Annotated in this window: 23 protein-coding genes; 11 read left to right on the top strand and 12 right to left on the bottom strand. The window is 70.4% G+C overall.

Annotation, left to right across the window (positions count from 1 at the left end):
* Positions 1 to 15 precede the first annotated feature (15 nt).
* The 6 genes from ACXAFN_RS00955 to ACXAFN_RS00930 all read left to right on the top strand — a co-directional run bounded on the left by ACXAFN_RS00955 (position 16) and on the right by ACXAFN_RS00930 (position 6,890).
* Positions 16 to 1,206 (top strand): AGE family epimerase/isomerase, encoded by a 1,191-nt coding sequence (locus ACXAFN_RS00955; protein ID WP_474985391.1) that lies wholly within the window; start codon positions 16 to 18, stop codon positions 1,204 to 1,206.
* 117 nt (positions 1,207 to 1,323) lie between these two features.
* Positions 1,324 to 2,598, top strand: coding sequence for an ABC transporter substrate-binding protein (locus ACXAFN_RS00950; RefSeq protein WP_474985389.1), 1,275 nt, complete (start codon positions 1,324 to 1,326; stop codon positions 2,596 to 2,598).
* A 64-nt stretch (positions 2,599 to 2,662) separates the two neighbouring features.
* The gene (locus tag ACXAFN_RS00945) at positions 2,663 to 3,604 is read left to right on the top strand and encodes a carbohydrate ABC transporter permease (protein WP_474985387.1); all 942 of its coding nucleotides are present in this window, start codon (positions 2,663 to 2,665) and stop codon (positions 3,602 to 3,604) included.
* On the top strand, positions 3,597 to 4,475 hold the full coding sequence (locus ACXAFN_RS00940) for a carbohydrate ABC transporter permease (RefSeq protein ID WP_474985385.1): 879 nt from the start codon (positions 3,597 to 3,599) through the stop codon (positions 4,473 to 4,475). The genes ACXAFN_RS00945 and ACXAFN_RS00940 overlap by 8 nt, the downstream gene beginning before the upstream one ends.
* Positions 4,476 to 4,494: 19 nt before the next feature.
* Positions 4,495 to 5,616 carry an ABC transporter ATP-binding protein gene (locus ACXAFN_RS00935; protein WP_474985384.1) on the top strand — a complete coding sequence of 374 codons (1,122 nt, stop codon included), beginning with the start codon at positions 4,495 to 4,497 and terminating at the stop codon, positions 5,614 to 5,616.
* A gap of 14 nt (positions 5,617 to 5,630) precedes the next feature.
* Positions 5,631 to 6,890 (top strand): YbiU family protein, encoded by a 1,260-nt coding sequence (locus ACXAFN_RS00930; protein WP_474985382.1) that lies wholly within the window; start codon positions 5,631 to 5,633, stop codon positions 6,888 to 6,890.
* On the opposite strand, the gene ACXAFN_RS00925 is transcribed toward ACXAFN_RS00930, so the two are convergent.
* The 8 genes from ACXAFN_RS00925 to ACXAFN_RS00890 form a co-directional block, all read right to left on the bottom strand.
* Positions 6,877 to 7,320 (bottom strand): universal stress protein, encoded by a 444-nt coding sequence (locus tag ACXAFN_RS00925; protein ID WP_474985381.1) that lies wholly within the window; start codon positions 7,318 to 7,320, stop codon positions 6,877 to 6,879. The two genes, ACXAFN_RS00930 and ACXAFN_RS00925, sit on opposite strands and share 14 nt — an antisense overlap.
* A gap of 57 nt (positions 7,321 to 7,377) precedes the next feature.
* Complete coding sequence (locus ACXAFN_RS00920) at positions 7,378 to 7,818, bottom strand: universal stress protein (protein ID WP_474985379.1); 441 nt, start codon at positions 7,816 to 7,818, stop codon at positions 7,378 to 7,380.
* Positions 7,819 to 7,889: 71 nt separating this feature from the next.
* On the bottom strand, positions 7,890 to 8,951 hold the full coding sequence (locus ACXAFN_RS00915) for a TIGR01620 family protein (RefSeq protein ID WP_474985377.1): 1,062 nt from the start codon (positions 8,949 to 8,951) through the stop codon (positions 7,890 to 7,892).
* The gene (locus ACXAFN_RS00910) at positions 8,948 to 10,324 is read right to left on the bottom strand and encodes a YcjX family GTP-binding protein (RefSeq protein WP_474985375.1); all 1,377 of its coding nucleotides are present in this window, start codon (positions 10,322 to 10,324) and stop codon (positions 8,948 to 8,950) included. Before ACXAFN_RS00910 ends, ACXAFN_RS00915 begins: the two co-directional genes overlap by 4 nt.
* Positions 10,325 to 10,346: 22 nt before the next feature.
* Complete coding sequence (locus ACXAFN_RS00905) at positions 10,347 to 11,525, bottom strand: MFS transporter (RefSeq protein ID WP_474985373.1); 1,179 nt, start codon at positions 11,523 to 11,525, stop codon at positions 10,347 to 10,349.
* Positions 11,516 to 12,556, bottom strand: a complete 1,041-nt coding sequence (locus tag ACXAFN_RS00900; protein ID WP_474985372.1) for a GlxA family transcriptional regulator — start codon at positions 12,554 to 12,556, stop codon at positions 11,516 to 11,518. Before ACXAFN_RS00900 ends, ACXAFN_RS00905 begins: the two co-directional genes overlap by 10 nt.
* A gap of 158 nt (positions 12,557 to 12,714) precedes the next feature.
* Positions 12,715 to 14,310 (bottom strand): solute:sodium symporter family transporter, encoded by a 1,596-nt coding sequence (locus ACXAFN_RS00895; RefSeq protein ID WP_474985370.1) that lies wholly within the window; start codon positions 14,308 to 14,310, stop codon positions 12,715 to 12,717.
* A 135-nt stretch (positions 14,311 to 14,445) separates the two neighbouring features.
* The gene (locus ACXAFN_RS00890; RefSeq protein ID WP_474985369.1) at positions 14,446 to 14,664 is read right to left on the bottom strand and encodes a hypothetical protein; all 219 of its coding nucleotides are present in this window, start codon (positions 14,662 to 14,664) and stop codon (positions 14,446 to 14,448) included.
* Between the two features lie 105 nt (positions 14,665 to 14,769).
* Here ACXAFN_RS00890 and ACXAFN_RS00885 point away from each other — a divergent pair, with 105 nt between their 5' ends.
* Together ACXAFN_RS00885 and ACXAFN_RS00880 are read left to right on the top strand one after the other, a co-directional pair.
* On the top strand, positions 14,770 to 15,318 hold the full coding sequence (locus tag ACXAFN_RS00885) for a DUF924 family protein (protein ID WP_474985368.1): 549 nt from the start codon (positions 14,770 to 14,772) through the stop codon (positions 15,316 to 15,318).
* Between the two features lie 68 nt (positions 15,319 to 15,386).
* Positions 15,387 to 15,629, top strand: a complete 243-nt coding sequence (locus tag ACXAFN_RS00880; protein WP_474985367.1) for a GlsB/YeaQ/YmgE family stress response membrane protein — start codon at positions 15,387 to 15,389, stop codon at positions 15,627 to 15,629.
* Positions 15,630 to 15,711: 82 nt separating this feature from the next.
* Here the strand turns inward: ACXAFN_RS00880 and gabT are convergent, their stop codons facing one another.
* Both gabT and ACXAFN_RS00870 read right to left on the bottom strand, forming a co-directional pair.
* Positions 15,712 to 17,010, bottom strand: coding sequence for a 4-aminobutyrate--2-oxoglutarate transaminase (gene gabT, locus ACXAFN_RS00875; RefSeq protein WP_474985365.1), 1,299 nt, complete (start codon positions 17,008 to 17,010; stop codon positions 15,712 to 15,714).
* 34 nt (positions 17,011 to 17,044) lie between these two features.
* The gene (locus ACXAFN_RS00870) at positions 17,045 to 18,490 is read right to left on the bottom strand and encodes an NAD-dependent succinate-semialdehyde dehydrogenase (protein ID WP_474985363.1); all 1,446 of its coding nucleotides are present in this window, start codon (positions 18,488 to 18,490) and stop codon (positions 17,045 to 17,047) included.
* 198 nt (positions 18,491 to 18,688) lie between these two features.
* Here ACXAFN_RS00870 and ACXAFN_RS00865 point away from each other — a divergent pair, with 198 nt between their 5' ends.
* On the top strand, positions 18,689 to 21,151 hold the full coding sequence (locus ACXAFN_RS00865) for a DUF1266 domain-containing protein (RefSeq protein WP_474985362.1): 2,463 nt from the start codon (positions 18,689 to 18,691) through the stop codon (positions 21,149 to 21,151).
* Between the two features lie 88 nt (positions 21,152 to 21,239).
* A complete protein-coding gene (locus tag ACXAFN_RS00860) occupies positions 21,240 to 21,857 on the top strand; it encodes a C40 family peptidase (protein WP_474985360.1) in 618 nt (205 codons plus the stop codon).
* A gap of 15 nt (positions 21,858 to 21,872) precedes the next feature.
* Here ACXAFN_RS00860 and ACXAFN_RS00855 read toward each other — a convergent pair whose 3' ends face one another.
* Positions 21,873 to 22,751 (bottom strand): LysR family transcriptional regulator, encoded by an 879-nt coding sequence (locus tag ACXAFN_RS00855; RefSeq protein WP_474985359.1) that lies wholly within the window; start codon positions 22,749 to 22,751, stop codon positions 21,873 to 21,875.
* A gap of 87 nt (positions 22,752 to 22,838) precedes the next feature.
* Here ACXAFN_RS00855 and ACXAFN_RS00850 point away from each other — a divergent pair, with 87 nt between their 5' ends.
* The gene (locus tag ACXAFN_RS00850; RefSeq protein ID WP_474985357.1) at positions 22,839 to 24,116 is read left to right on the top strand and encodes an MFS transporter; all 1,278 of its coding nucleotides are present in this window, start codon (positions 22,839 to 22,841) and stop codon (positions 24,114 to 24,116) included.
* On the opposite strand, the gene msrA is transcribed toward ACXAFN_RS00850, so the two are convergent.
* A complete protein-coding gene (gene msrA, locus ACXAFN_RS00845) occupies positions 24,038 to 24,679 on the bottom strand; it encodes a peptide-methionine (S)-S-oxide reductase MsrA (protein WP_474985356.1) in 642 nt (213 codons plus the stop codon). The genes ACXAFN_RS00850 and msrA overlap by 79 nt on opposite strands.
* Between the last annotated feature and the right edge of the window lie 47 nt (positions 24,680 to 24,726).

Here is a 24,726-nt window from a genome sequence, read left to right as displayed (position 1 = left end):
CGCAGGAGGAGCCCAGTGAACGTCTACGATCCCGCCTTTCTCGCCGCCCAGGTGCGCAAGACCATGGCCTTCTATCATCCGCGCGCCATCGACCCGCACGGCGGCTTCTTCCACTACCTGCTCGACGACGGCACCATCCTCGACCGCGAGCACCGCCACCTGGTGTCCAGCGCCCGCTACGTGGTGACCTATGCCCGTTACGCCCGCCATGGCGGCGGCGACGAGTATCGCCACTGGGCCCGCCATGGCCTGGCCTACCTGGAGAAGGCGCATTTCCAGACCGCCACCCAGGGCTACGCCTGGACCCTCGACGCCGGGGTGGTGGAAGACGACACCCACCACTGTTACGGGCTGGCCTTCGTGCTGCTGGCCTATGCCGAGGCGCTCAAGGCCGGCATCGACGAGGCGCGAGACGGCCTCCATGCGGTGCATCGGTTGCTGCAGAAACGTTTCTGGGAGCCGCGCTGGCAGCGCTTCGCCGACGAGGCCGATCGTGACTGGCGGGTCTCGGCCTATCGTGGCCAGAACGCCAACATGCACGGCTGCGAGGCGCTGATCGCCGCCTTCGAGGCCACCGGCGAGGCCGCCTTCCTCGACCAGGCGTTGGCCATCGCCCGGGCCATTACCGTGGCCAATCGTGACCATCCCCATGGCTGGATCTGGGAGCACTACGATGCCCAGTGGCGGCCCGACTGGGACTACAATCGCGACGACCCGGCCCACCTGTTCCGCCCTTGGGGCTACCAGGTCGGCCACCAGACCGAGTGGGCCAAGCTGCTGGTGATGCTCGAACGCCACCGTGCCGAGCCGTGGCTGGTGCCCACCGCCGAGCGGCTGTTCCTGTCCAGCGCGGCGATGGGCTGGGATCGCACCCATGGCGGCCTGGTCTACGGCCTCGACCCGGCGCAGCAAGTGTGCGACGGCGACAAGTACTTCTGGGTGCAGGCCGAGAGCCTGGCGGCGGCGGCGTTGCTTGGGGTGCGCACCGGACGGCCCGCCTTCTGGCGCTGGTACGAGCGGCTCTGGGACTACAGCTGGCGCCACTTCATCGATCATCGTCATGGCGGCTGGTACCGCATTCTGACCGCGGACAACCGCCGCTACTCCGACGTCAAGAGCCCGGCCGGCAAGGTCGACTATCACACCATGGGCGCCTGCCACGACGTGATCGAGGCGCTGGGCCGGCGGCATGTTTCAGCCTCGTAACATCACGGCAATACTATCCAGTATTAGGTAACGCCTATCGATAACGCGAATGCGCTAGCGTGTCCCTTGCCGCCGTGTCGGGCGGCCATCGACAACAACAACCGGGAGACACGTCACATGCGCGCATTGATGCGATTCACCCCACTCCGCCATGCCCTGCTGGGACTGACCGCGGCCGGTGCCCTCGGCGCCGGCCAGGTGCAGGCCGGGGAGGTCGAGGTCCTGCACTGGTGGACCTCCGGCGGCGAGGCCAAGGCGGTGGGCGAGCTGCGCGACCTGCTCGAGGCGGAAGGGCATGAATGGAAGGACTTCGCGGTGGCCGGTGGGGCCGGCGACAGCGCCATGACGGTGCTCAAGTCCCGGGCGATGTCCGGCAATCCGCCGGCGGCGGCGCAGATCAACGGCCCGGAGATCCAGGAGTGGGGCGAGCTCGGCCTGCTCGGCAATCTCGACGGCGTGGCGGAGCAGGGCGACTGGGACGCGCTGCTGCCCGAGGTGGTGGCCGACATGATGCGCCACGACGGCCACTACGTGGCGGTGCCGGTGAACGTCCACCGGGTCAACTGGCTGTGGGCCAATCCCGAGGTGCTGGATGACGCCGGGGTCGAGATGCCGACCAGCTGGGAGGAGATGTTCGCCGCCGGCGAGGCCCTGCGCGAGGCGGGCTACGTGCCGTTGGCCCATGGCGGTCAGCCCTGGCAGGACGCCACCCTGTTCGAGAGCGTGGTGCTCAGCCTCGGCGGCAGCGACCTCTATCGCCGCGCCTTCGTCGACCTCGACGAGCAGACCCTTACCGGCGAGACCATGATCGAGGCGCTGACCACCTTCAAGCGCCTGCGCGGGCTGATGGACGAGGGCATGCCGGGGCGCGACTGGAACCTGGCCACCGGCATGGTGATCGACGGCGAGGCCGCCATGCAGATCATGGGCGACTGGGCCAAGGGCGAGTTCACCGCCGCCGACATGCAGGCCGGCGAGGACTATCGCTGTGCGCCGGTGCCGGGCAGCGAGGACGCCTTCACCTTCAATATCGACAGCTTCGCCATGTTCAAGCTCGGCGACCAGGCGGCGCGGGACGCCCAGTACGCCATGGCGCGGCTGGTTCTGGAGCCGGAGTTCCAGCAGACCTTCAACCAGCTCAAGGGCTCGATCCCGGCGCGCCCGGACCTCGACATGAGCGGCTTCGACGACTGCGCCCAACGTTCCATGAACGACTTCCAGGCCGCCAGCGACGCCGACACCCTGGTGCCCAGCATGGCGCACCGCATGGCCATGCGCAGCGACGTCCAGGGCGCCTTCTTCGATATCATCACCAACTACTTCAACTCGAGCGACATGAGCGCCGACCAGGCCGCCGAGCGGCTGGCCCAGGCCGCCAGCCTGGCCCTCTGAGCGTTCCCGCCCGGCGCCCGTCGACGTGCGGGCGCCGCCCCTTCCTCGAGTGTGAGGTGATCCCATGAAATCCGTTTCGACCCACGCGGACGCCTGGCGGCGCGGCGGGCGTCCCGCGGCGCGAGCCAGTCTCACGGGGCGCTTCCAGGCCTGGCTGCCCAAGCTGGTGCTGGCGCCGTCCGTGGCGATCTCGCTGTGCTTCATCTATGGCTTCATGCTGTGGACCTTCGTCCTCTCGCTGACCGACTCGCGCATGCTGCCCAGCTACGACTTCGTCGGTTTCGCCCAGTATGCGCGGCTGATGGCCAACGAGCGCTGGTGGGTGGCGGCCACCAACCTCGGCCTGTTCGGCGCGCTGTTCGTCGGCATCTGCCTGGTGCTGGGGGCCGGCCTGGCGATCCTGCTCGACCAGCGGATCCGCCAGGAGGGCGTGCTGCGCACGATCTACCTGTATCCCATGGCGCTGTCGTTCATCGTCACCGGGGTGGTGTGGAAGTGGCTGCTCAACCCGGGCCTGGGCATCCAGGCGATGGTGCGCGGCTGGGGCTTCGAGTCGTTCACCTTCGACTGGCTGGTGGATCCCGACATGGCGGTCTACACCCTGGTGATCGCCGCGGTGTGGCAGGCCTCGGGCTTCGTCATGGCGCTGTTCCTGGCCGGCCTGCGCGGCATCGACGACAGCATCCTCAAGGCCGCCCAGCTCGACGGGGCCAGCCTGCCGCGGGTCTACTGGCGGGTGGTGATGCCCTGCCTGCGGCCGGTGGTGTTCAGCGCGGTGATGATCCTCTCGCACATCGCCATCAAGAGTTTCGACCTGGTGGTGGCGCTGACCGGCGGTGGACCGGGCTACGCCTCCGACCTGCCGGCGACCTTCATGTACGCCCACGCCTTCACCCGGGCCCAGATCGGCATGGGCTCGGCCAGCGCCATCCTGATGCTCGGCGGGGTGCTGGCGATCCTGGTGCCCTATCTGTATTCCGAACTGCGGAGCCGTCGACATGGATAACGTGATTCGCTCCCGGACGCCGGCGGCGCGTGCCGGGCGCTGGCTGCTGCAGCTGGTGCTGGTCGTCGCCGCGCTGTGGTATCTGCTGCCGCTGGCGGTGATGGTGCTGACCTCGCTCAAGCCCCTCGACGAGATCGGCGCCGGCAGCCTGCTGACGCTACCCGACGACCCGACGCTGGCGCCCTGGCTCAAGGCCTGGGGCTCGGCCTGCACCGGCATGCGCTGCGAGGGGGTGAGCGGCTACTTCTGGAACTCCTTTGCCATCGTCATCCCGGCGGTGGCCATCGCCACCCTGATCGGCGCGCTGAACGGCTATGCCCTGACCAAGTGGCGCTTCCGCGGGGCGGAACTGCTGTTCGCGCTGATGCTGTTCGGCTGCTTCATTCCCTTCCAGGTCATCCTGCTGCCCATGGCCCAGACCCTGGGCTGGCTCGGGCTTTCGAGTTCCCGAGCCGGCCTGGTGCTGGTGCACGTGGTGTTCGGCATCGCCTTCACCACGCTGTTCTTCCGCAACTTCTACGTGTCGATCCCCGATGAGCTGGTGTCGGCGGCCAAGCTGGACGGGGCGGGCTTCTTCCGCATCTTCTGGCGCATCCTGCTGCCGGTCTCCAAGCCGATCATCGTGGTCTCGGTGATCTGGCAGTTCACCCAGATCTGGAACGACTTCCTGTTCGGGGTGGCCTTCTCCGGGCACGACACCCAGCCGGTGACGGTGGCGCTCAACAACCTGGTCAACACCTCGACCGGGGTCAAGGAGTACAACGTCGACATGGCCGCCGCCATGATCGCCGCGCTGCCGACCCTGCTGGTCTATGTGCTGGCCGGCAAGTATTTCGTGCGGGGGCTCACCGCCGGTTCGGTCAAGGGATAACAACGCGAGGTAAATCGCCATGTCAGCTCTGGAAATCGACAATGTCTGCAAGGCCTTCGGCAGCACCCAGGTGCTCAAGGACGTCAGCCTGGCCATCGACTCGGGCGAGTTCCTGATCCTGGTCGGCCCCTCCGGCTGCGGCAAGTCGACCCTGATGAACGCCATCGCCGGCCTGGAGCCGGTGACCGCGGGGACGATCCGCATCGCCGGCGAGGACGTCACCTGGGCGACGCCCGCCGAGCGCGACATCGCCATGGTCTTCCAGTCCTATGCGCTCTACCCGAGCATGACGGTGCGCGGCAACATCGCCTTCGGGCTGGAGATGCGCAGGGTGCCCAAGGCCGAGCGCGAGGCCGCCGTGGAGCGGGTCGCCGACCTGCTGCAGATCTCGCACCTGCTCGAGCGCAAGCCGTCCCAGCTCTCCGGCGGTCAGCGCCAGCGGGTGGCCATGGGCCGGGCGCTGGCCCGCGAGCCCAAGGTCTACCTGTTCGACGAACCGCTCTCCAACCTCGACGCCAAGCTGCGGGTGGAGATGCGCACCGAGATCAAGAAGCTGCACCAGCGACTGGGCACCACCATCGTCTACGTGACCCACGACCAGATCGAGGCCATGACGCTGGCCGACCGCATCGCCGTGATGCGCGACGGGCGAATCCTGCAGTTCGGCACCCCGGACGAGATCTACAACGACCCGGTGGACCTCTTCGTGGCCGGCTTCATGGGCTCGCCGTCGATGAACGTCATCGCGGCCACGCTGGAGGGCGCCCCCGGGGACTATCGCCTGCGCATCGCCACGCCCGGCGCCGACGACCTGCTGCTGCCCTGGCCGGCGAGCCGCGAGACCGCGGCCCTGGCCGAATGCTGCGGTCGGACGCTGACGCTGGGCCTGCGTCCCGAGCACTTCAGCGAGGAAGACGCGCGTCTCGGCGAACGGGCCGAGGGCACGCCGCTGTCGGCGACCGTCAGCGTGGTCGAGCCCACCGGGGCCGATATCCTGCTGCGCCTGCCCCTCGGCGACGGCGAGATCACCGCCCGGGTGAACCCCGACTGCCGGGTGGCGGCGGGGGAGCGCCTCGGCCTGCGCGTCGACATGCGTCGGGCGGTGCTCTTCGATCCCGACAGCGAGCGGCGTCTCGCCTGACACAGGAGGCCATCATGCCAAGCGAAGCCTTTACCCTCGATCTCGAGCGGCTCGGCGAGACCATCGCCGCCACCAAACGCGAGCTGCGCCACCGGATCGGCGACTATCGCGGTGCCTTCGCCCGCGCGGAGGCGGACGTGCGGGCCCAGGCGGCCGAGATTCGTGCCGAACGGGAGGCGGGCCGTTCGCCGATCCCGCGCCTCGCGGCCGACGACGTGGTCGCCAACCGGGTCGATGAGGCGGTCCTGGCGCAGATCCGCCGGCGCGGCGCCTGCGCCATCCACGGCGTCTTCCCGGCGGCCACCGCCGCGGCCTGGAACGTCGAGATCGGCGACTACCTGGCGCGCAACCGCTTCATGGCACGCCTCGCCGAGGCCGCCGAGGATCCCTACTTCGGCGGCCTCGACCAGGGCACGCCGCAGATCTACGGTCTCTACTGGTCGCGTCCCCAGGTGCTGGCGCGCCAGGATCCGCGCCTGGTGGCGGCCTGTCGCTTCCTCAATGGGCTGTGGCGGGCGGGGGAGGCGTTCGATCCCGGGCGCCTGGCCGGCTATGCCGACCGGTTGCGGCGCCGCCCGCCGGGCTCGGCGAGCCTGGGGCTGTCGCCCCACGTGGACGGCGGTTCCGTGGAACGCTGGCTGGAGGCCAACTTCCGCGACGTCTACCGGCACGTCTTCGATGGTCGGCCGGAGCGCTTCGATCCCTTCGACGCCCGCAGCCGCACCCGGGTGCGCGAGGTGAAATCGCCGGCGGTATGCTCGATGTTCCGCACCTTCCAGGGCTGGACGGCGCTGACGGCGCAGCGCGGCGGGGCGGGCACCCTCAACCTGATCCCCGTCGCCAACGCCATGAGCTACCTGCTGCTGCGCGCCCTGCAGGACGACGTGCCGGAAGACGACCTGTGCGGCGCCCGGCCGGGCCGGGCGCTGTCGGTGGACCCGCACTGGCATGCGCCGCTGCTCGAGGCGCTGACGCCGATCCCCGACCTGGCGCCCGGCGATACCATCTGGTGGCACTGCGACGTGGTGCATGCGGTGGATCCCGAGCACCGGGGGCACGAGGACAGCAACGTGATCTACATCGGCGCGGCGCCCTGGTGCGACAAGAATGCCGCCTACCTGGCAGGGCAGTGGCGGGCCTTCGAGGCGGGGCGCACGCCGCCGGACTTCGCTCCGGACGATTTCGAGGTGGATTTCGCCGCCCGCGGCGGCCCCGAGTGGCTGACCCCGCTGGGGCGGGAACTGATGGGTGACCCGGCGCTCAGTGCACGGTGATCACGCTGCAGGTGGCGGCGTGGGCGACCTTGTGGGAGACACTGCCGGTGAGCAGGCCACGCAGGTCGCTCAGGCCGCGGCTGCCCATCAGGATGGCGTCCACGTCGCGGTTCTCGGCCAGCGCGAGGATGATGCGCACCGGGTCGCCGTGATCGATCAGGGGCTCCACGTGATGCACGCCCCGGTCGCGGGCCTCCTCGGCGGCCGCCTCGACCAGGCCCTGGGCGCGCCTTGACTGCTCGTCGCGTGAGGCCGCCACGGCCTGGCGGCCCACGCCCCACACCAGCGGCGGCTCCCGTGGCTCGGCCTCGGGCACGTTGAGCAGCAGCAGCCGCGCGTCGTCCCGGCCTGCCAGCAGCTGGCAGGCCAGGGACAGCGCCTTGCGGGCATGGGAAGAGCCGTCGACCGGCACCAGGATCGTTCGGAACATGGCTGTCATCTCCGAGCCGAAGAGAGGGGCGGCGCTTCAGCCTGGCCTCGGCGCCGGTCAGTGGACGGTGATCACCCGGCAGGCGGCACCGTGGCTGACCTTGTGGGAGACGCTGCCCACCACCAGGCCCTTGAGGTCGCTGAGACCGCGGCTGCCCATGACGATGGCCTCGACGCCGTGCTCCTCGGCCGCCGCCAGGATCGCCTGGCTGGGGTCGCCTTGGGTGAGCACCGGCGTGGCCTGTTCGACGCCCAGGGCCCTGGCCTCCTCGATGGCATGGTCGAGCAGCTCGCGGCCGACCTGCTCGCGCTTCTCGAGGGTTGCGCCCATGGGCACCGCGCCGATGCCCCATACCAGCAGGGGCTCGTGGGACAGCGCCTCGGGGACGTGCAGCAGGACGATGCGGCCGTCCTCCTGGCGGGCCAGCTTGCAGGCCACGCACAGCGCCAGGCGCGAATGCTCGGAGCCGTCGACGGGCACGAGGATGGACTGGAACATGGGAAGGTCTCCTTGGCCGTAGGCACACCCTACAGCCTAGCCCTCCTGTGGCCGGTGTGGGCTGATCCTCGTCATGTCCCGTCGTCCTCGCGGCGCTCCAGTCGCCGCAGGCGGCTCCACAGCTCGCGACGCAGGTCGGCGATGCGCGGGCGCTCGGCCTCGTCGAAGGCCAGCGGCCGCGTCAGCCGCTGGGCGCGCAGCCCCAGCCGCGCCCCCAGCAGGCCGACCGCCATGCCCTGGCCGGCCCGTGCCGAGAGGCGTCCGGCCAGGTTCAGCGACAGCCACTCCATGCCGGCCTCGCCGGCCAGCTCGCTGGCCCCGGCGAAGGCCATGTCGCGCAGCACCTGGCGAAACAGCCGCAGGCGCGCCGCGTAGCCGAGTTCCAGGCCGTAGAGCCGGCACAGCCGGTCGATCAACGACAGGTGGCGCCAGGCCACCAGTGCCATGTCGACCAGGGTCAGCGGGCTCAGCGCCACCATCACCGCGGTCTCGCCGCTCATCCGCGAGATCAGCCGCCGCGCCTCGCGGTCCCGCGGGGCCAGCAGGTGATGGGCCAGCAGGGCGCGGGTCTCGCGGCCGTCATGATGGGGTTCATGGGCGGCGAGGAAGGCCTGCCAGTGAGGATGGTCGTCGTCCAGGCGGAGCTGGCGGCGCAGCCGTTCGGCGGTGGCGCCGGCCTGGCGCGAGGAGGCCTCCGGCAGTGCCGAGAGCGTCTCGCGCAGCCGCTCATGGCGGCGCAGCCGGCGTAGCCGCCACAGCTCCCGAGCCAGGGCGCCGCCCCCCAGGCCGATGGCGCCGAGCCCGAGCAGGCCCCAGCCGAGGCCCAGCCAGTCGCCCTCGGCCAGGGCGGCGGGTATCGACAGGGCGAGCTCCCCGGCGCCCAGGCCGAGCCCCGCGACCAGCAGGCAGAGCATCCCCCAGCGTCGCCGCTTCGGCGGCGCCAGGCCGGCGGTCACGGCGGCCTCGCTTTCGCCGGGCGGTGCGTCGGGCGCCGCCGGCGTCGGCGGATGATGCGTCTGGGCCGGATCGAAGAGGCGTTCCGGGGCCGGCGCCTCGGGCGTTTGTCCAGCGGGGTCGGTCTCCAGCGTGAAGCGCTGGCCGGGCCGCGGGTCGGATTCGCGGGGGGCGGTCATGTCAGCTTGTCTCCGATCAGCCAGTCCAGGGCGGCGTCCAGGCGGATATGGGGCAGGGCGCCGGCGTCCCGGGGCAGGGGGCGGAAGGCGGTGAAGGTGAAGCCCTGGCGGCGCCAGAAGTCGGCGTCGGGCAGCCGCGCCGGGACCTCGCCGGGGAACAGCAGCGTTTCCTCGCCCGCCAGGGTGGTGCCGCGCAGGGCCGGCTGGCGCCGGCCGCGCTGCTCGACCTCGCGGGCCTCGGTGGCGCGGATCGCGGCCAGGCTCAGGGCGCGCACCGGCACGTCGGCGAAGCGCAGGTCCTTGAGCGGCTCGGCGAGCAGTGCCTCGAGCAGCCCGGTGAGGGGGCCATGCTGCTCGGGGGTAACGTGGTCGGCCTTGGTGGCGGCGATGGCCAGGCGGTCGATGCGCGGGGCGAACAGTCGCGACAGCAGGCTGCGCCGGCCGTAGTCGAAGCTCTGCATCAGCCGCGTCAGTGCCCCGGACAGGTCCTCGAAGCGTTCCGGGCCGGCATTCAATGCCCCCAGCACGTCGACCAGCACGATCTGGCGGTCGAAGCGGCGGAAGTGTTCCCGGTAGAAGGGCTTGACGATGTGCTGCTGATAGTGGCGAAAGCGCCGCGCCAGGGTGGCGTAGAGGCTCTCCGGCGGCAGTCGCTCGAGGTCCGCCGGATCGGCGGCGTCGAGCCCCGGCAGGGGAAAGAACTGCAGCACCGGGGCGCCCTCGAGTTCGCCGGGCAGCAGGAAACGCCCCGGCTGCAGGTCCGAGAAGCCGGCCTCCCGGGCCGCCCGCAGGCCCTCGGCGTAGCGCTCGGCGATCTCGGCCAGGCGGGCCTCGTCGACTTCCCGGGCCGGGTCCAGGTCCGCCACCTCGCGCTGCCAGTCGGCGAACAGCGCGGCGCGCTCGCCGTCGAAGCGCTGGGCACGGCACCAGCTGGCGAAGTCGTGGCCGAGCAGCGGCAGGTCGAGCAGCCACTCGCCGGGATAGTCGAACAGGTCCAGGGTCAGCCGCCGGGTATCGCCGCCGATCCAGCCGGGGCGGCGCGGCCGGTAGCGGATCGACAGGCGCAGCTCGCTGATGCCGCGGGTCGGCTCGGGCCAGCGCGGCGGGGCCTCGTCGAGGGCGGCCAGGGCGCGGTCGAAGGGAAAGCGCGGCACGCCGAGGTCCTGTTGCTCGACCCGGCGGGCCCCCAGCAGGCGCCCCTCCCGGGCCGCCGGTAGCAGGTCGAGGCGGGCCTCGAGCCCGGCATGGCGCAGCTGGTCGACCAGTGAGGTGAGAAAGGCGGTCTTGCCCGCCCGCGACAGGCCGGTGACCGCCAGGCGAAGCTGGCGGTCGCGGCCGCGTTCGAGCAGGTCGCGTGTCAGGGTTCGGGGCATGGGGCGTCGCTCGGCATCCGTGTCAGCCCCTAATCTGTGGGCGGCGAGCGCGGAAGGCAAGGTGTCGCAGCCCCAGCAGGGCCAGCGGCAGCACGCACAGCGGGATCAGCAGCGCGTTGAGCGTCGACCAGCCGAGCAGGGTCACGGCCGGTCCGGCGAGCAGCGCCGTCAGCGCCACGGTGGAGAACACCAGGAACTCGTTGGCCGCCTGGGTGCGGGCCTTCTCGGCGGGGCGATGGGCCTCGGTGAGCAGGCCGGTGGCCGGCAGGAAGGCGAAGTTCCAGCCCAGCCCGAGCAGCACCAGTCCGGTGTGGAAGCCGGCGATCCCGGCATCGAACTGGGCGGTCAGGGCGCTGGCGACCAGCAGCAGGCAGCCGGTGGCGATCATTTTCGAGGCGCCGAAGCGGGCGGTCAGCCTGCCGGTGACGAAGGAGGGCAGGAACATCGCCACCACGTGCCACTGGATGGTGGTCGCCACGTGGTCGAAGCCATGGCCGACCTCGGCCATCGCCAGGGGCGTGGCGGTCATGGCCAGGTTCATCACCCCGTAGCCGACCATGGCGCTGACCACCGCCAGCACGAACACCGGCTGGCGGACGATCTCGGCCAGCGGTCGCCGTTCGCCGTCGGTATCACCGGAAGCGGCCTCGGGCAGGCGAACGAAGGCCAGCAGCACCAGGGCCGCCAGATAGAGCACGCCGAGCCCCAGGAAGCTGCCCAGGTAGGGGGTGTCGGCCAGGGCATGGCTATGCCGTGCCAGCCAGGGGCCGAAGAAGGCCGCCAGCACGCCGCCGCCCATTACCAGGCCGATGGCCCGGTCGCGGCCGCCCTCGGGCGCCGCTTCCACTGCGGCGAAGCGATACAGCTGGCCGAAGCCGATGCCGATGCCGATCAGCCAGGTGGCGAGCAGGAAGGTGGCGAAGGCCTGGGCATGCAGGGCGAACACCGCGAGCGCGGCCCCACCCAGCCCCAGCAGATTGCCGAGCACGAAGCCGCGGCGCCGGCCGAGGCGGGCCATGATCAGCGAGGCCGGGATGGTGGCGCACATCAGCCCCAGCCACTGGGTGGCGACGGGGGCGGTGGACCAGGCGGGCGCCGGCGCGAGCTGGGCGCCGATCAGCGGCGACACGGCGATCAGCAGGATGTTGCCGCTGACCAGCAGGGCCTGGCACAGCGAGAGCAGGGAAACCGTCAATGGCATGGCAGGGTGTCCTTGTGGTGGGAGTGCCGAGCGCCGAAGCGCTCATGATAGACCGACGGCGGCACGCCGTAACGGCGATGGAAGAGGCGCCGCAGCTGCTCGGCGCCGCCCAGCCGCCACTGGGCGGCGAGGCGCGCCAGCGGCGGGGCGGGCTGGGAGTCGAGCAGCTGACGTCGGGCGCCTTCCAGGCGTAGCTGGGTCAGGTAGGCGCCGGGCGTGGTGTCGAGATGGCGTCGGAACAGCCGCGACAGATGACGCGGTGTGACCGCCATGCATGCGGCCATGCGCTCCAGGCGGTGGTCGCCGGCGGGGTCGGCGTGCAGCCGGTCCAGCAGCTCGCGCAGCGGGCCGGCGGTGCGCTGCTGGTGGCGCAGTGCCTCGCTGAATTGGGACTGGCCGCCCGGCCGGTGCAGGAACATCACCAGCTCGCGGGCCACCCGGCCGGCCAGGGTGTCGCCGTGGTCGGCCGCGACCAACGACAGCGCCAGGTCGATGCCGGCGGTCACCCCGGCGCTGGTGTAGCGGCCGCGATCGGCGACGTAGAGCGCGTCGGGCTCGAGGCGCAGCGCCGGATGCGCCCGCGCCAGGGCCTCGGCGTGGCGCCAGTGGGTGGTGGCGCGGCGGCCGTCGAGCAGCCCGGCCCGGGCCAGCAGGAAGGCGCCCGTGCAGATGGCCCCCAGGCGCCTGACCCTTGGGGCCATCTCGCGCAGCTCGTCGAGGTGGTGCCCGGCTCGGCATTCCGCGAACACGCCGCTGCCACCGGCCACCAGCAGGGTGTCCGGTGCGCCGCGGGCCGCCAGGCCCGCCCAGTCGAGGTCGGCCAGCATCGCCAGGCCGCCGTTGGTGGTCAGGGTGCCGGGGGCGCGGGCGACCAGCTCAAGGGCGTAGAGAGACCGACCCGAGCAGTCGTTGGCGCTGGCGAATACCTGCCAGGGGCCGCAAACGTCGAGGGCCTGACAGTCGGGGTAGCCGATCAGCGCGATGCGACGGGCAGAGGCGTCGGGCGAGGTGGGGGAAGACGAGGCGGACATCCGGGGCTCCCGTGGTAGGCGATGTCCTCGAGTCTGGCCTCAAGGCGCGATGTCCACAACGACCAATGTCCCACCGATATGGACATGCGGTCCCCAAGCGACGACGCCCCGCGGTGTGTGAAGCGGGGCGTCCAGAGGCGTCGAGAGGTGGGCCGGGGTCAGCCGGCGAAGGCCGCGTAGATGGCGATCACCAGCGCCACCAGCACGATGCCGGCCGGCACCGCGCCCTTCCACGGCGTCAGGTCGACGGCGCCGCTGTCCTCGTGGACCCAGGCCTCGGCCCGCGGGCGCAGCTTGCCGATCACCAGCATCGCCACCACCAGCAGCACGAACACCGAGGCCACGAAGTGGAACTCGTGCATCACCTGCGGCAGCCGGTCGAAGGGCGGAATGAAGTAGCCGGCGAAGATCAGCAAACAGCCGCCCACCAGTCCGACCTTGGCGGCCATCGCCGGCACCCGCTTGGTCAGCAGGCCGACCAGCACCACCGCCAGCAGCGGGATGAAGTAGATGGCGTTCATCTTCTGCAGGTAGCCGAACAGGCTGTCCTGGCCGGCCAGCAGCGGGGCGATGATCATGGCGGTCAGCGCCATCAGCCAGCCGAAGATCTTGCTGGCGCGCACCACCTGGGCCTCGCTGGCGTCCTTGTTGAGCACGCCCTGGTAGAAGCCCAGGCTGAACAGGGTGGTGGTGGAGTTCAGCGCCGAGTTGAACGACGACAGGATGGCGCCGACCATCACCGCGGCGAAGAAGCCGGTGAGGTAGGGCGGCAGCACGTTGAACACCAGGTGGCCGTAGGCCTCGTCGGCCTGGATGCCCTGATCGGCGTAGAGCTGGTAGGCGATGATGCCGGGCAGCACCAGGTACAGCGGCCCGAGCAGCTTGAACAGGCCGGTCAGCAGCACGCCCTTCTGGCCCTCGGCGAGGTTCTTGGCGGCGAAGGTGCGTTGGATGATCTGCTGGTTGGTGGTCCAGTAGAAGACGTTGATCAGCAGCACCCCGGTGAACAGGGTGGCGAAGGGCACCTGCTGGTCCTCGCGGCCCATGGAGTTGAGCCGCTCGGGCTGGCTGTCCTTGAGGATCTCCCAGCCGGCCAGCACGCCGTTGCCGTCGCTGACCGCCTGCAGGCCGAAGTAGACGATCACGAAGCCGCCGACCAGCAGGCCGATGCCGTTCAGGGTGTCGGACACCGCCACGGTGCGCAGGCCGCCGAACAGCGCGTAGACGGCGCCGATCAGGCCCACCAGCCACACGGTCAGCCACAGCAGGACGGTGTCGGACTGGATGCCGGTCAGGCCGTGCAGGTCGAGCATGCCCTGCAGGCCCATGGCGCCGGAGTAGAGGATGATCGGCAGCAGGATCACCGCATAGGCGAGCAGGAAGATCAGGTTGGCGATGCGCTGGGTGGCGGTGTCGAAGCGCAGCTCCAGCAGCTGGGGCACGGTGGCGATGCCGCTTCTCAAGAAGCGTGGCAGGAAGAACAGCGCCAGCAGCACCAGGGCGATGACCGCGACGACCTCCCAGGCCATGACGCTCAGGCCGTCGGCGAAGGCGGCGCCGTTGAGGCCGACCATCTGCTCGGTAGAGAGGTTGGTCATCAGCAGCGAGCCGGCGATCAGCGGGAAGGTCAGGCTGCGCCCGGCCAGGAACAGGCCGTTGGTACTGGCGTGGTCGTCGCGGCGGGTGATCCGCCAGGTGATGAAGGCCACCAGCCCCGTGAAGAACAGGAAGGAGGCGAGGGTGAGGGCATGCATATTGGAAAGATCCTTAACGAGTGGCGCTTGCTGGCATGATCGCCGCGTGGGGCGACGATTTTTTTGCTAACTTTACGAGATGGCGGTGCAGTCTAGGAAACTGTCGAGGCCATGCCATACGCCTTTCGTCTAAGGTCATGCGGGCGGCATGGCGCCGGCGGGGATCGGCGCCACCGGCCCGAACAGCTGTGCCAGCACCGGCGTGGCGGCGATCGCGAACCCCAGTGCGGCGAGCAGTCGACCCGTCCAGCGATGGCGGGGCCGTCGCGCCAGGCTCAGCCCGGCGAGGCAGACCAGCAGGCCGGCGACATTGAAGACATAGCCGAGCATCGGCAGGAGTTGGTAGGCGGTCATGGCGGCCTCCGGCCGGTGTTGGAGAGGGGAGTCGGGCTGCTATGCTGGGATCATATCAGCCGGGGTCGAGACTTGGCCCCATCGCCACAGGGAGGCAGTGACGCCATGGTCGGCCAGGATGCCCAGCCGGTCCTCGACTTCTGGTTCGGGGAACTGACCCCGGCGCAATGGTTCCGCAAGGATGCCGGGCTCGATGACGAGATCCGTCGCCGTTTCGGGGCGACGCTCGAGGCCGCGCGATGCGGCGAGCTGTGGCACTGGCGCCGTTCGCCCCGGGGGCGGCTCGCCGAGGTGATCGTGCTGGACCAGTTCTCGCGCAATATCCACCGCGACAGCGCCGCGGCCTTCGCCGCCGACCCCCAGGCGCTGGTGCTCGCCCAGGAGGCGGTGCTGGCGGGGCTGGACGATGCCCTCGGCGACGCCGAGCGGGCCTTCCTGTACATGCCGTACATGCATAGCGAGTCGCTGCGCGTTCACGACGAGGCCCTGCGGCTGTTCGCGCGACCGGGCCTGGAGGACAATCTGCGCTTCGAGCACCGACACCGCGATATCCTGGTGCGCTTCGGCCGCTACCCCCATCGCAATGCCCTGCTGGGGCGGATCTCGACCGAGGAGGAACTGGCCTTCCTGGAAGGCCCCGGGTCCTCCTTCTGACAGCGTGCCCGGGCGTTTCGGGCGCGTGCAGTGCTTACCATCGACCGCAAACGGAAAAGGAGAGCGTCATGGGTATCATCGCCTGGTTGATCATCGGCGGACTGGCGGGCTGGATCGCCGGCCACATCATGCGTGGCGGCGGCTTCGGCGTGCTGGGCAATATCGGGGTGGGGGTCGTCGGCGCGGTGGTCGGCGGCTTCCTGTTCAGCCTGCTGGGCCTTCAGGCCGGCGGCTTCATCGGCTCGCTGGTCACCGCGGTGGCGGGGGCCGTGGTACTGCTGTGGGTGATCGCCAAGGTCAAGAAAGCCTAGGCGTTGTCCGAGCGTTGCCATGAAAGACACGCCGCCCGGCCAATGGCCGGGCGGCGTGCGTTGGGGGCGCCGGAGTGAGGCATCAGGCGGTGGCGGCGGTCTGGCTACCCACCAGCTCCTTCAGGCACTCCTCGATGATGCCCAGGCCTTCCTCGAGCACCTCGTCCTCGATGGTGACCGGCATCAGGAAGCGGATGGTGTTGCCGTAGAGGCCGCAGGACAGCAGGATCAGGCCCTTCTCGCGGGCTTTCTTGCACAGTGCGCCGGCGAGGTCCGCATCCGGGGTGTGGTTGGCCTTGTCGGACACCACGTCGAAGGCGGCCATGGCACCCAGGTGGCGGCCGTTGTCGATGCAGTCGAAGGCCTGCTGCCACTGCTCGAAGCGCTTGCCCAGCTTGTCGCCCAGCGCCAGGCTCTTGTCGAGGATCTGCTCCTCCTCGAACACGTCCAGCACGGCGAGGGTGGCGGCGCAGGACACCGGGCTGCCGGTGTAGGTGCCGCCCAGCGAGTTGCCGCCTGAGGCATCCATCACCTTGTCGGTGCCGACCACCGCGGAGATCGGCATGCCGTCGGCCATGCTCTTGGCCATGGTGATGATGTCCGGCTCGACGCCGCTATGCTCGATGGCGAACAGCTTGCCGGTGCGTCCGAAGCCGGATTGCACCTCGTCGATGATCATCAGCATGCCGTGCTCGTCGCACAGCTCGCGCACCGCCTTGAGGAAGCTGGGCGAGGCCGGGTAGAAACCGCCTTCGCCGAGCACCGGCTCGAGCACGATGGCGGCGGTGTCCTTGGGGTTGGCGTCGGTCTTCAGCGTCATCTTCAGGCCGCGCAGGGCATCCTCCTCGCTGACGCCGTGGTAGGGCACCGGGTAGGGCGCGCGGAAGACGTTGCCCGGCATGCTGCCGAAGTCGGTGGCGTAGGGGGCGACCTTGCCGTTCATGGCCATGGTCATGAAGGTGCGGCCATGGTAGCCGCCGGTGAAGCAGATGACGTTGTTCTTGCCGGTGGCCGCGCGGGCGATCTTGACGGCGTTCTCCAGTGCCTCGGCGCCGGAATTGGCGAGCATCACCTTGCCGTGGCCGCGCACCGGGGTGACCTGGCTGAGCTTCTCGGCGACCTTCACGTAGCCTTCATAGGGCATCACCGTCTGGCAGGTGTGCATTACCTTGTCGAGCTGGTCCTTCACCGCCTGGACCACCTTGGGGTGGCGGTGGCCGATGTTGAGCACGCCGATGCCGCCGGCGAAGTCGATGATGCGGTTGCCGTCGGCGTCCCAGATCAGGGCATTCTCGGCATGGTCGGCAAACTGGGTGGCCGGGCTCGCGGCGCCGTTGGCGACGTAGCGCTGCTTGAGTTCATTGAGTTGCGCGTTGTTCATGGGGTCCTCTCCTGGTGGGAAAGCGTTGCGGGGCTCAGAGCCCGCCGACACAGACGTATTTTAGTTCAGTGTATTCGTCCAGGCCGTGACGCGAACCCTCGCGTCCCAGACCGGATTCCTTGACGCCGCCGAACGGCGCCAGCTCGGTGGAGAGCAGCCCCTCGTTGACGGCCACCATGCCGTACTCGAGGCCTTCCATAACCCGCCAGATTCGCTGGTAGTCGCGGGCGTAGAAGTAGGCGGCCAGGCCGAACTCGGTGGCATTGGCCATGGCGATCGCCTGCTCGTCGTCGGTGAAGCGGAACACCGGCGCCAGCGGGCCGAAGGTCTCCTCGGTGGCGACGCGCATCTCGTCGGTGACGTCGGCGATCACCGTCGGCTGGAAGAAGGTGCCGCCCAGGACGTGGGGCTCGCCGCCGCACACCAGCCGGCCGCCGCGCTCGAGGGCGTCGCCGATGTGGTCGCTGACCTTATCCACCGCGGCCCGGTTGATCAGCGGGCCCTGGACCACGCCGTCCTCCAGGCCGTTGCCGACCTTGAGCTCGGCCACCCGAGCGGCGAGCTTGTCGAGGAAGGCCTCATAGACGCCGTCCTGGACCAGCAGACGGTTGGTGCACACGCAGGTCTGGCCGGAGTTGCGGAATTTCGAGGCAATCGCCCCTTCCACGGCCGCGTCCAGGTCGGCATCATCGAAGACGATGAAGGGCGCGTTGCCGCCGAGCTCCATGGACGCCTTCTTGACGGTGCCGGCACACTGGGCCAGCAGCCGCTTGCCCACCGGCGTGGAGCCGGTGAAGGAGACCTTGCGCACCCGCGGATCGGTGGTCAGCACCTCGCCGATCTCCGCCGGGCGGGCCGCGGTCACCACGTTGATCACGCCTGGCGGGAAGCCGGCGTCCTCGGCCAGCTTGGCCAGGGCCAAAGCGGTCAGCGGCGTGGCCTCGGCCGGCTTGATCACCACCGGGCAGCCGGCGGCGAGTGCCGGGGCGCACTTGCGGGTGATCATGGCCAGCGGGAAGTTCCAGGGCGTGATGGCGGCGACCACGCCGATCGGCTCGCGGAACACCAGGATGCGCTTGTCGGCGCCGTGGCTGGGCAGGGTCTCGCCGGCCACGCGCTTGGCTTCCTCGGCGTAGTACTCGACGAAGCTGGCGCCGTAGCCCACTTCACCGCGGGACTCGGCCAGCGGCTTGCCCTGCTCGCGGGTCATCAGCCGGGCCAGGGCCTCCTGGTGGGCCATGATGCGCTCGTACCAGCCACGCAGCAGGTTGGCCCGCTGCTTGGCGGTCTGGCGACGCCAGGCCGGCCAGGCCGCTTCGGCGGCGGCCACGGCCTCGCGGGCGGCATCGGCATCGAGGTCGGGCACCTCGGCGAGGGTCTCGCCGGTGGCGGGGTCGGTCACCGGGAAGCGGCGCTCGGCGTCACGCCACTGGCCGGCCACATAGGCCTTGTCGATCAGCAGGTCGGTCTGGGCGGTCATGGGGTATCTCGCTCAAGTGATCATCATGATTGACGAGTGTGCATTATTTAAAACATGTCGCCAAGCCCCGCCGATGACTTTCGTTTCCGGTCGCTCGGAGCATCGGCGCGGCCGGCGCTTTCCGTTACACTGTGTCGCCGAATTTCCCTGCGACGCCCGTCGTCGCGACCAACCGTTGCATGCATGGCGAGGTGAGCCTTGGTCGATCCCCTGAATGCCTGGTGGGCCCAGCAGCTGGTGCTGTGTGATTGGGCCTTCGCTCCCGATCCCCTGACCCTGGAGGCCGAGGTCGCGACGGCCCGCCTCGAGGCACTGGGCGTCGTCGACCGCGGGGAGCTGGGCTGGCGGCTGCTGGAGGCCCTGGGCGCCGGTGGCGAAGCCGATCCGGCGCGGCTGCTGGCGGCCCTGGAACTCGCCGCCCTGGGCGGGGCCGCGGGATGGCTCGATGCCCAACGTGCCAGGGGCTGGGCCCAGCGCGTCGCCGAAGAGGTCGGGACCCATCACGACAGCCTCGACCACTGGCTCAATGCGCTGTGCCGGGCGCGCAGCGCCGAGGGCTGGGTCCACGGCGACGACGGCTTCAGCGAGGCCTGCGAGGCCCTGGCCGCCCTCGAGCATCAGGGCGAGGGCGTCACCTGGGACCTGCTGCGCGAATGGCTCGCCGGGCACCGTCGCCGGGCCGCCCTGTGGCCCGAGGGTGAGGCGGAACGGGTGTGGCGCCTGCGGGCGGCGTTCAGCCCCATCCTCGAGGTCGCCCCGGCGCCCCTGGACTGGCGAGGGCTCGAGGCGTGGCTGGCCGAGGCCTGGCAGATCCAGGGCCGCGACGAACTGGTACGGGTGCTGCTGTGGCTGGGGGCCCAGGGCGATCGCCAGGCCTGGGACCTGGATGCCGGCCGGTTGCTGGCGGCGGCGGGCGAGGAGCGTCTCGCCTGGTGGGAGGCGCTGCCGCCCCGGGACCAGCCTGCCGGCCGGGTGCTGCTCGATTTCGTGTCCGGCGGCGAGCCGCTGGAATGGGCCGCCTGGGACTGGCTGCGGCTGATCGACCTGGCCTGGGCCGGGGCCTGCCTGGGCTGGTTGAGCGAGGAGGAGTCGCAGCACTTTGCGCTGCACGGCGCCGACCTGGTACTGCATCGCTACAGCGACTGGGTGGCGCTGGCCAAGGCCTACCAGCGCGGTCGCAGCCTGTTCGAGGCCCGCGACCTGCGGCCCGCCTTCGACGCCGACTGGGCGCTGCTGCTGCTGTCGCCGGTCAGCCCCTGGCGCACGCCGCTCCAGGGGCTGCTCGACGACGAACGGCTGGAGGCCTCACGCCGGGCCATGCGCGACTGGCGGCGTGATCCCCGCCACTGGGTGCTGGCCCTGTCCGCGGTGCGCGAGCCGGAGCTGGCGCTGCGCCAGGGCCTGGCGCCGGCGCTGCCGGAGGCCCGCCAGCAGGAGGCCCGCCACTATCTGGCCGAGACCCTCGACCTGCACGCCGACGAGGGGGCCGAGGCCCTGGCCCGCTACTGGCTGCCGGCCCAGGCGCATCATCTCAACCAGCTGTCGGCGGACGCCGCCCATGGGGCCCTGCCGTCGGCCCAGACGCCGTTCGGCCACCCGGCGCGGGCCGACGTGGCCGGCCGCGACGCCCTGGGCCAGGCCAGCCGCCATGCCGCCACCGTCCATATGGCCGAGAAGTATGCCTTCCACCTGCAGATGGCCATGGACAGCGGCCTGTTCGCGGAGCGACGCCTGACCGAGATGGCCGCGGCCCTGCACGGTTCGCTGTGTCGCTTCTACGCCAGCCCGCGGCGGCTGTTGTCGGCCTGGGCGCAGTGGGAGGCGTTGCTGCCGGAGCCCGACCAGCCGTCGCTGGTCGCCGAGATCCGTTGGCACCTGGACGACCCCGGCAGCCTCTTTCACTGGCTGGACTGGCGGAGCGGCGAGTGGCAGGAGCTGGGACCCCGGCCGAGCCTGTCCCATTTCACCGCCATGGCCCTGGTGGGCCCCTTGAACAGCGCGGCATGGAGCCTGCCGCAGCCGGAGAGCGAGCGCGAGTGCGAGTCGATCCGCGAGTGGGTCGACGGCCACTACGGCCTGCATGGGGCCGAGGAGCTCACCGACTTCGTGGACTACCTGCTGGAGGCCGGGGATCGCCAGGAATACCAGATCAACTACGCCCCCTATACGCTCAATCCGGCCCGGCTGACCTCGGAGATCGCCACCCTCGAGTCCGGCGAGTGCAACGAGGAAGAGCGCAACCACCTGCTGCGACTGATACGGGTGCGCGACGGCGAGGATGGCTGCAACGACCTGGACCTGGCCGCCTGGGACCTGGCCCAGGCGGTGGACCTGGCGATCGCCGGTCGCCAGCTGGGCTGGCTCGGCGAGGCCGAGTTCCTCAAGACCCTGGAGCGGGCCCATGCCCTGGCCGCCCGTCACTACGGCGGCTGGGAGGAGTATGCCCGGGGACTCCATGCCGGCTTCTCGTTCTTCATGGGCGAGACACCGGAGCGCGAGGCCTTCCTGAGCGGCTTCCGCCAGGCGCTGGTGAGCTGGCTGTCGGCGGCGCCGCCCCTGGCCGGCCCCTGGGCGAGCCTGGACTTCCCCGGCGCGCGGCCGCGCCACTGGGCGCCGATGCACGTGGATACCCTGCCGGGGGACGGCCGGCAGCTGCATTGAGCCCGCGCGCTGGTTATGATGATCGCCGCCGGCGCGAGCCGGGAGACATGAACGCCCTCGAGGATAAGGATCGGGAATGGGAACAGGGATGTCGAAATGGAGCCGTGTGGCGCTCGGCGGGCTTGCGATCGGGTGGCTGAGCGGCTGCGCCGGCACCGGGAGCCAGCCCCCGGCGGACGACTACTTCGCTCGCGACATGCCGGGGCTGCCCGGCGGGGCGCAGATGTCGCCGGTCGACAACCCGGTCCTGGCGCTGCGCGGCCTGCGTCATCCGCCGCCGGCCCAGGTGCGCGGCGCCCTGCTCGCCGAGCATGAGCGCTGGCTCGGTACCCCCTACCGCCTGGGCGGCACCACGCGCCGGGGCATCGACTGTTCCGCCCTGGTGCAGCGGGTATTTTCCGAGACCTTCGGGCTCTCCCTGCCCCGCACCACGTCCCAGCAGGTCCGGCAGGGCGAGGCAGTGAGCCGCGATGCCCTGCGTCCCGGCGACCTGGTGTTCTTCCGTCCGTCGAGCTATTACCGCCATGTGGGGATCTACGTGGGGGAGGGGCGCTTCCTGCATGCCTCGACCTCCCGCGGGGTCAAGCTCTCCTCCCTGGACAATCGCTACTGGCGTCGCCACTATTGGCAGGCCCGTCGCCCGCTGGATGCCGTGAACCTGGTGCAGCGCCTCGACGCCGGCCCGTTTTTGCGCGGCGAGGGCTGAGTTGCCCGCCGGCGGTCAGCGCTGGGCCAGGGCGAAGTCGACGAAGGCGCGTTCGGCCCTCGACAGGTAGGCGCCTTCCTTCCAGGCCAGCGACAGGGACAACCAGGCCGGTGGATCGAAGGACACCGCGGCGAGCTCGGGTTCCTCGACGACCCGGCGCAGGAAGGTGGTAATGCCGAAGCCCTGGCGCACGATGGCCTTGGTCAGCGGAATCAGGTTCGACTCGAAGGCGACGTCGGCGCGGGCGCCGGTGTCCCGGGCCAGGACGTCGATGAATTCGCGATGGAAGTAGCCGTCCTGGAACACCACCAGAGGCTCGGCGAAGAAGGCCTCGGGCGTGACCCCGGCACGCTCGGCGAGGGGATGATTGCGGGGCACGCAGACCACCATTTCCTCGCGGGCCAGCGGTTGGCGCGTCAGATGGCGACTGGCACCGTCGTCGATCACCACCCCCAGGTCCAGCTCGCCCTCGGCGATCAGGCGCTGCAGGCGCCGGGCGCCGGCCTCCACCACCGTCAGCCGGATGCCCGGATGACGCGCCTTGAAGCCCATCAACAGCGGCGGAAAGTAGTAGGAACCGAGCATCGAGGGAATGCCGATGCGCAGCTCGCCCTTGACCAGCTCGTCGAGCTCGCGCATCGCCAGGTGCGCGGCCTCGGCGCGGGCCAGCAGGTCGCGGGCGTGGCCGACCAGCGCCTCGCCCTCGGCGGTCAGGGCGATGCGCCGTTCGTGGCGATGGAAGAGCGTGAGCGCCAGGCGATGCTCCAGGTTGGCGATGGTCTGGCTGACCGCGGACTGGGCCAGGTGCAGCGAACGGGCGGCGGCGCTGAAGCCGCCGTGATCCACCACCGCCAGGAAGACGCCGAGGCTGCGCAGGTCGAAGGGTAGGGCCATAAGGGAATCCGATGGTAGCCATCATGATGTTCTGTTTGGCTTATCATTGTGAAGCCTCGATCATGGGGCGCCAACCCGGAGGTGACCATGATCGATGCCCATAGCCGCGCCTGGTGGCGCGCCACCCTGGCGCTGTGCCTGGGGTCCTTTCTGGTGTTCCTCAATCTCTATGCGGTGCAGCCGCTACTGCCCGAGTTGCACCGTGCCCATGGCATCTCGACGCTGGTCGCCAACCTGACCATGTCGTTGGCGACGCTGTCGCTGGCCGTGGCCCTGCTGGTCTTCGGCCCGTTGTCGGATGCCATCGGCCGGGGCGGGATCATGCGGCTGACCCTGCTCGCCGCCGGCGGCCTGTCGCTGGCCCAGGCCCTCGCGCCGGACTTCGAATCGCTGCTGGCCCTGCGTGTGGTGCAGGGCTTCGTGCTGGGTGGGTTGCCGGCGGTGGCCATCGCCTGGATGGGCGACGAGTTCGAGCGCTCGGCCATGCTGCCGGCGGTGGGGCTCTACATCGCGGCCAACTCGCTGGGCGGGATCGCCGGACGAGTGATCGGCGGCTGGGCCGCCGATGCGGCGGGCGTCTCGGTAAGCTTCCTGTCGGTGGGGGCGCTGACCCTCGTCGGGGTGGGGCTGTTCTGGTGGCTGCTGCCGGCGGCACGGGGCTTCACGCCGCGCCGCTTCCGGGTCGCGTCGGCCCTCGCCGACCTGGTCGGCCACCTGCGCGAGCCGGCGCTGCGCGGCGCCTACCTGCTGGGCGGCCTGAATTTCCTGGTGTTCATCAATCTCTACAGCTATCTGACTTTCCGGCTGGCCGCGGCGCCCTTCTCGCTGGATGCGCGCTGGCTGGGGCTGCTGTTCCTGACCTACCTGGGCGGCACTCTGGGCTCATCGCTGTCCGGACGCCTGGCAAGACGGGTCGCGCCGCCGACCTGCATGGCGCTGGGCACCCTGCTGCTGGCCGCGGGCATGGCGCTGACCCTGGCGTCCTCGCTGCCGGTCATCCTGGCGGGCCTGACCCTGGCCGCCTTCGGCTTCTTCCTCGCCCATTCCATGGCCTCGGGCTGGGTGGGGCGACAGGCGCGCCGCGCCCGCGGCAGTGCCTCGGCCCTCTACCTGGTCTTCTATTACCTGGGCGCGAGCCTCGGCGGGCTGTGGCTCGAGCCGTTCTGGCGTGCGGCGGCCTGGCCGGGGGTCCTGCTGGGGGGCGGCCTGGTGCTGACCGTGACCCTGGTGCTGGCCTGGCGGCTGCGCCGGTGGACGGGCCACGGAGCGGCCGCCGTGCCGCCGCTTCAGGACAGGCCGTGTGCCTCGGCCTCGTCGCCCCAGACCTCCTCGAGTCGGTCGGAGCGCCCGCAGGCCGACTTGTAGAAGTTGTAGCGAACCGGGTTCTTCTCGTAGTAGTCCTGATGGTAGTCCTCGGCGGGATAGAAGGCCTCGAAGTCGAGGATCTCGGCGCCGATCTCGCGGCCGAAGCGCTCGGCCACGGCCTCGCGGCTGGCCTCGGCCATCGCGCGCTGCTCGTCGTCCATCGGAAAGAGGGCGCTCTGGTAGGGACGGCCCCGGTCGCAGAACTGGCGGTCCACGGCGAAGGGGTCGATGTTGCGCCAGAACACGTGCAGCAGGGTGCGGTAGTCGACCACGTCGGGATCGTATTCGACCTTCACCACCTCGATGTGACCGGTACCCCCGCCGGAGACCTGCTCGTAGCTGGGGTTCTCGATCTGTCCGCCGGAATAGCCCGATATCGTCGCCACGACGCCATCGACCTTGTCGTAGGCCTGCTCCACGCACCAGAAACACCCGCCGCCGAACACGGCGCTGCGGGTGTCGGCGGCGTCGACATCGGCGCCCCAGGCGGGGGCGGCGAGGGTGGCCGCGAGCAGGAAGGGCAGGGCGCCACCAGGGCGAAGGACTGTCTTGACCGTCATCATGAAAGACCTCTTCAAGGGCAAAGTGTAGGGTAGTCGAATCCAGCCGC

It is taken from the genome of Halomonas sp. ABH4_019 (genome assembly GCF_056159885.1).
The sequence above is the reverse complement of the archived record's forward strand: the minus strand, read 5'-3'. Positions and strand labels throughout refer to the sequence as shown.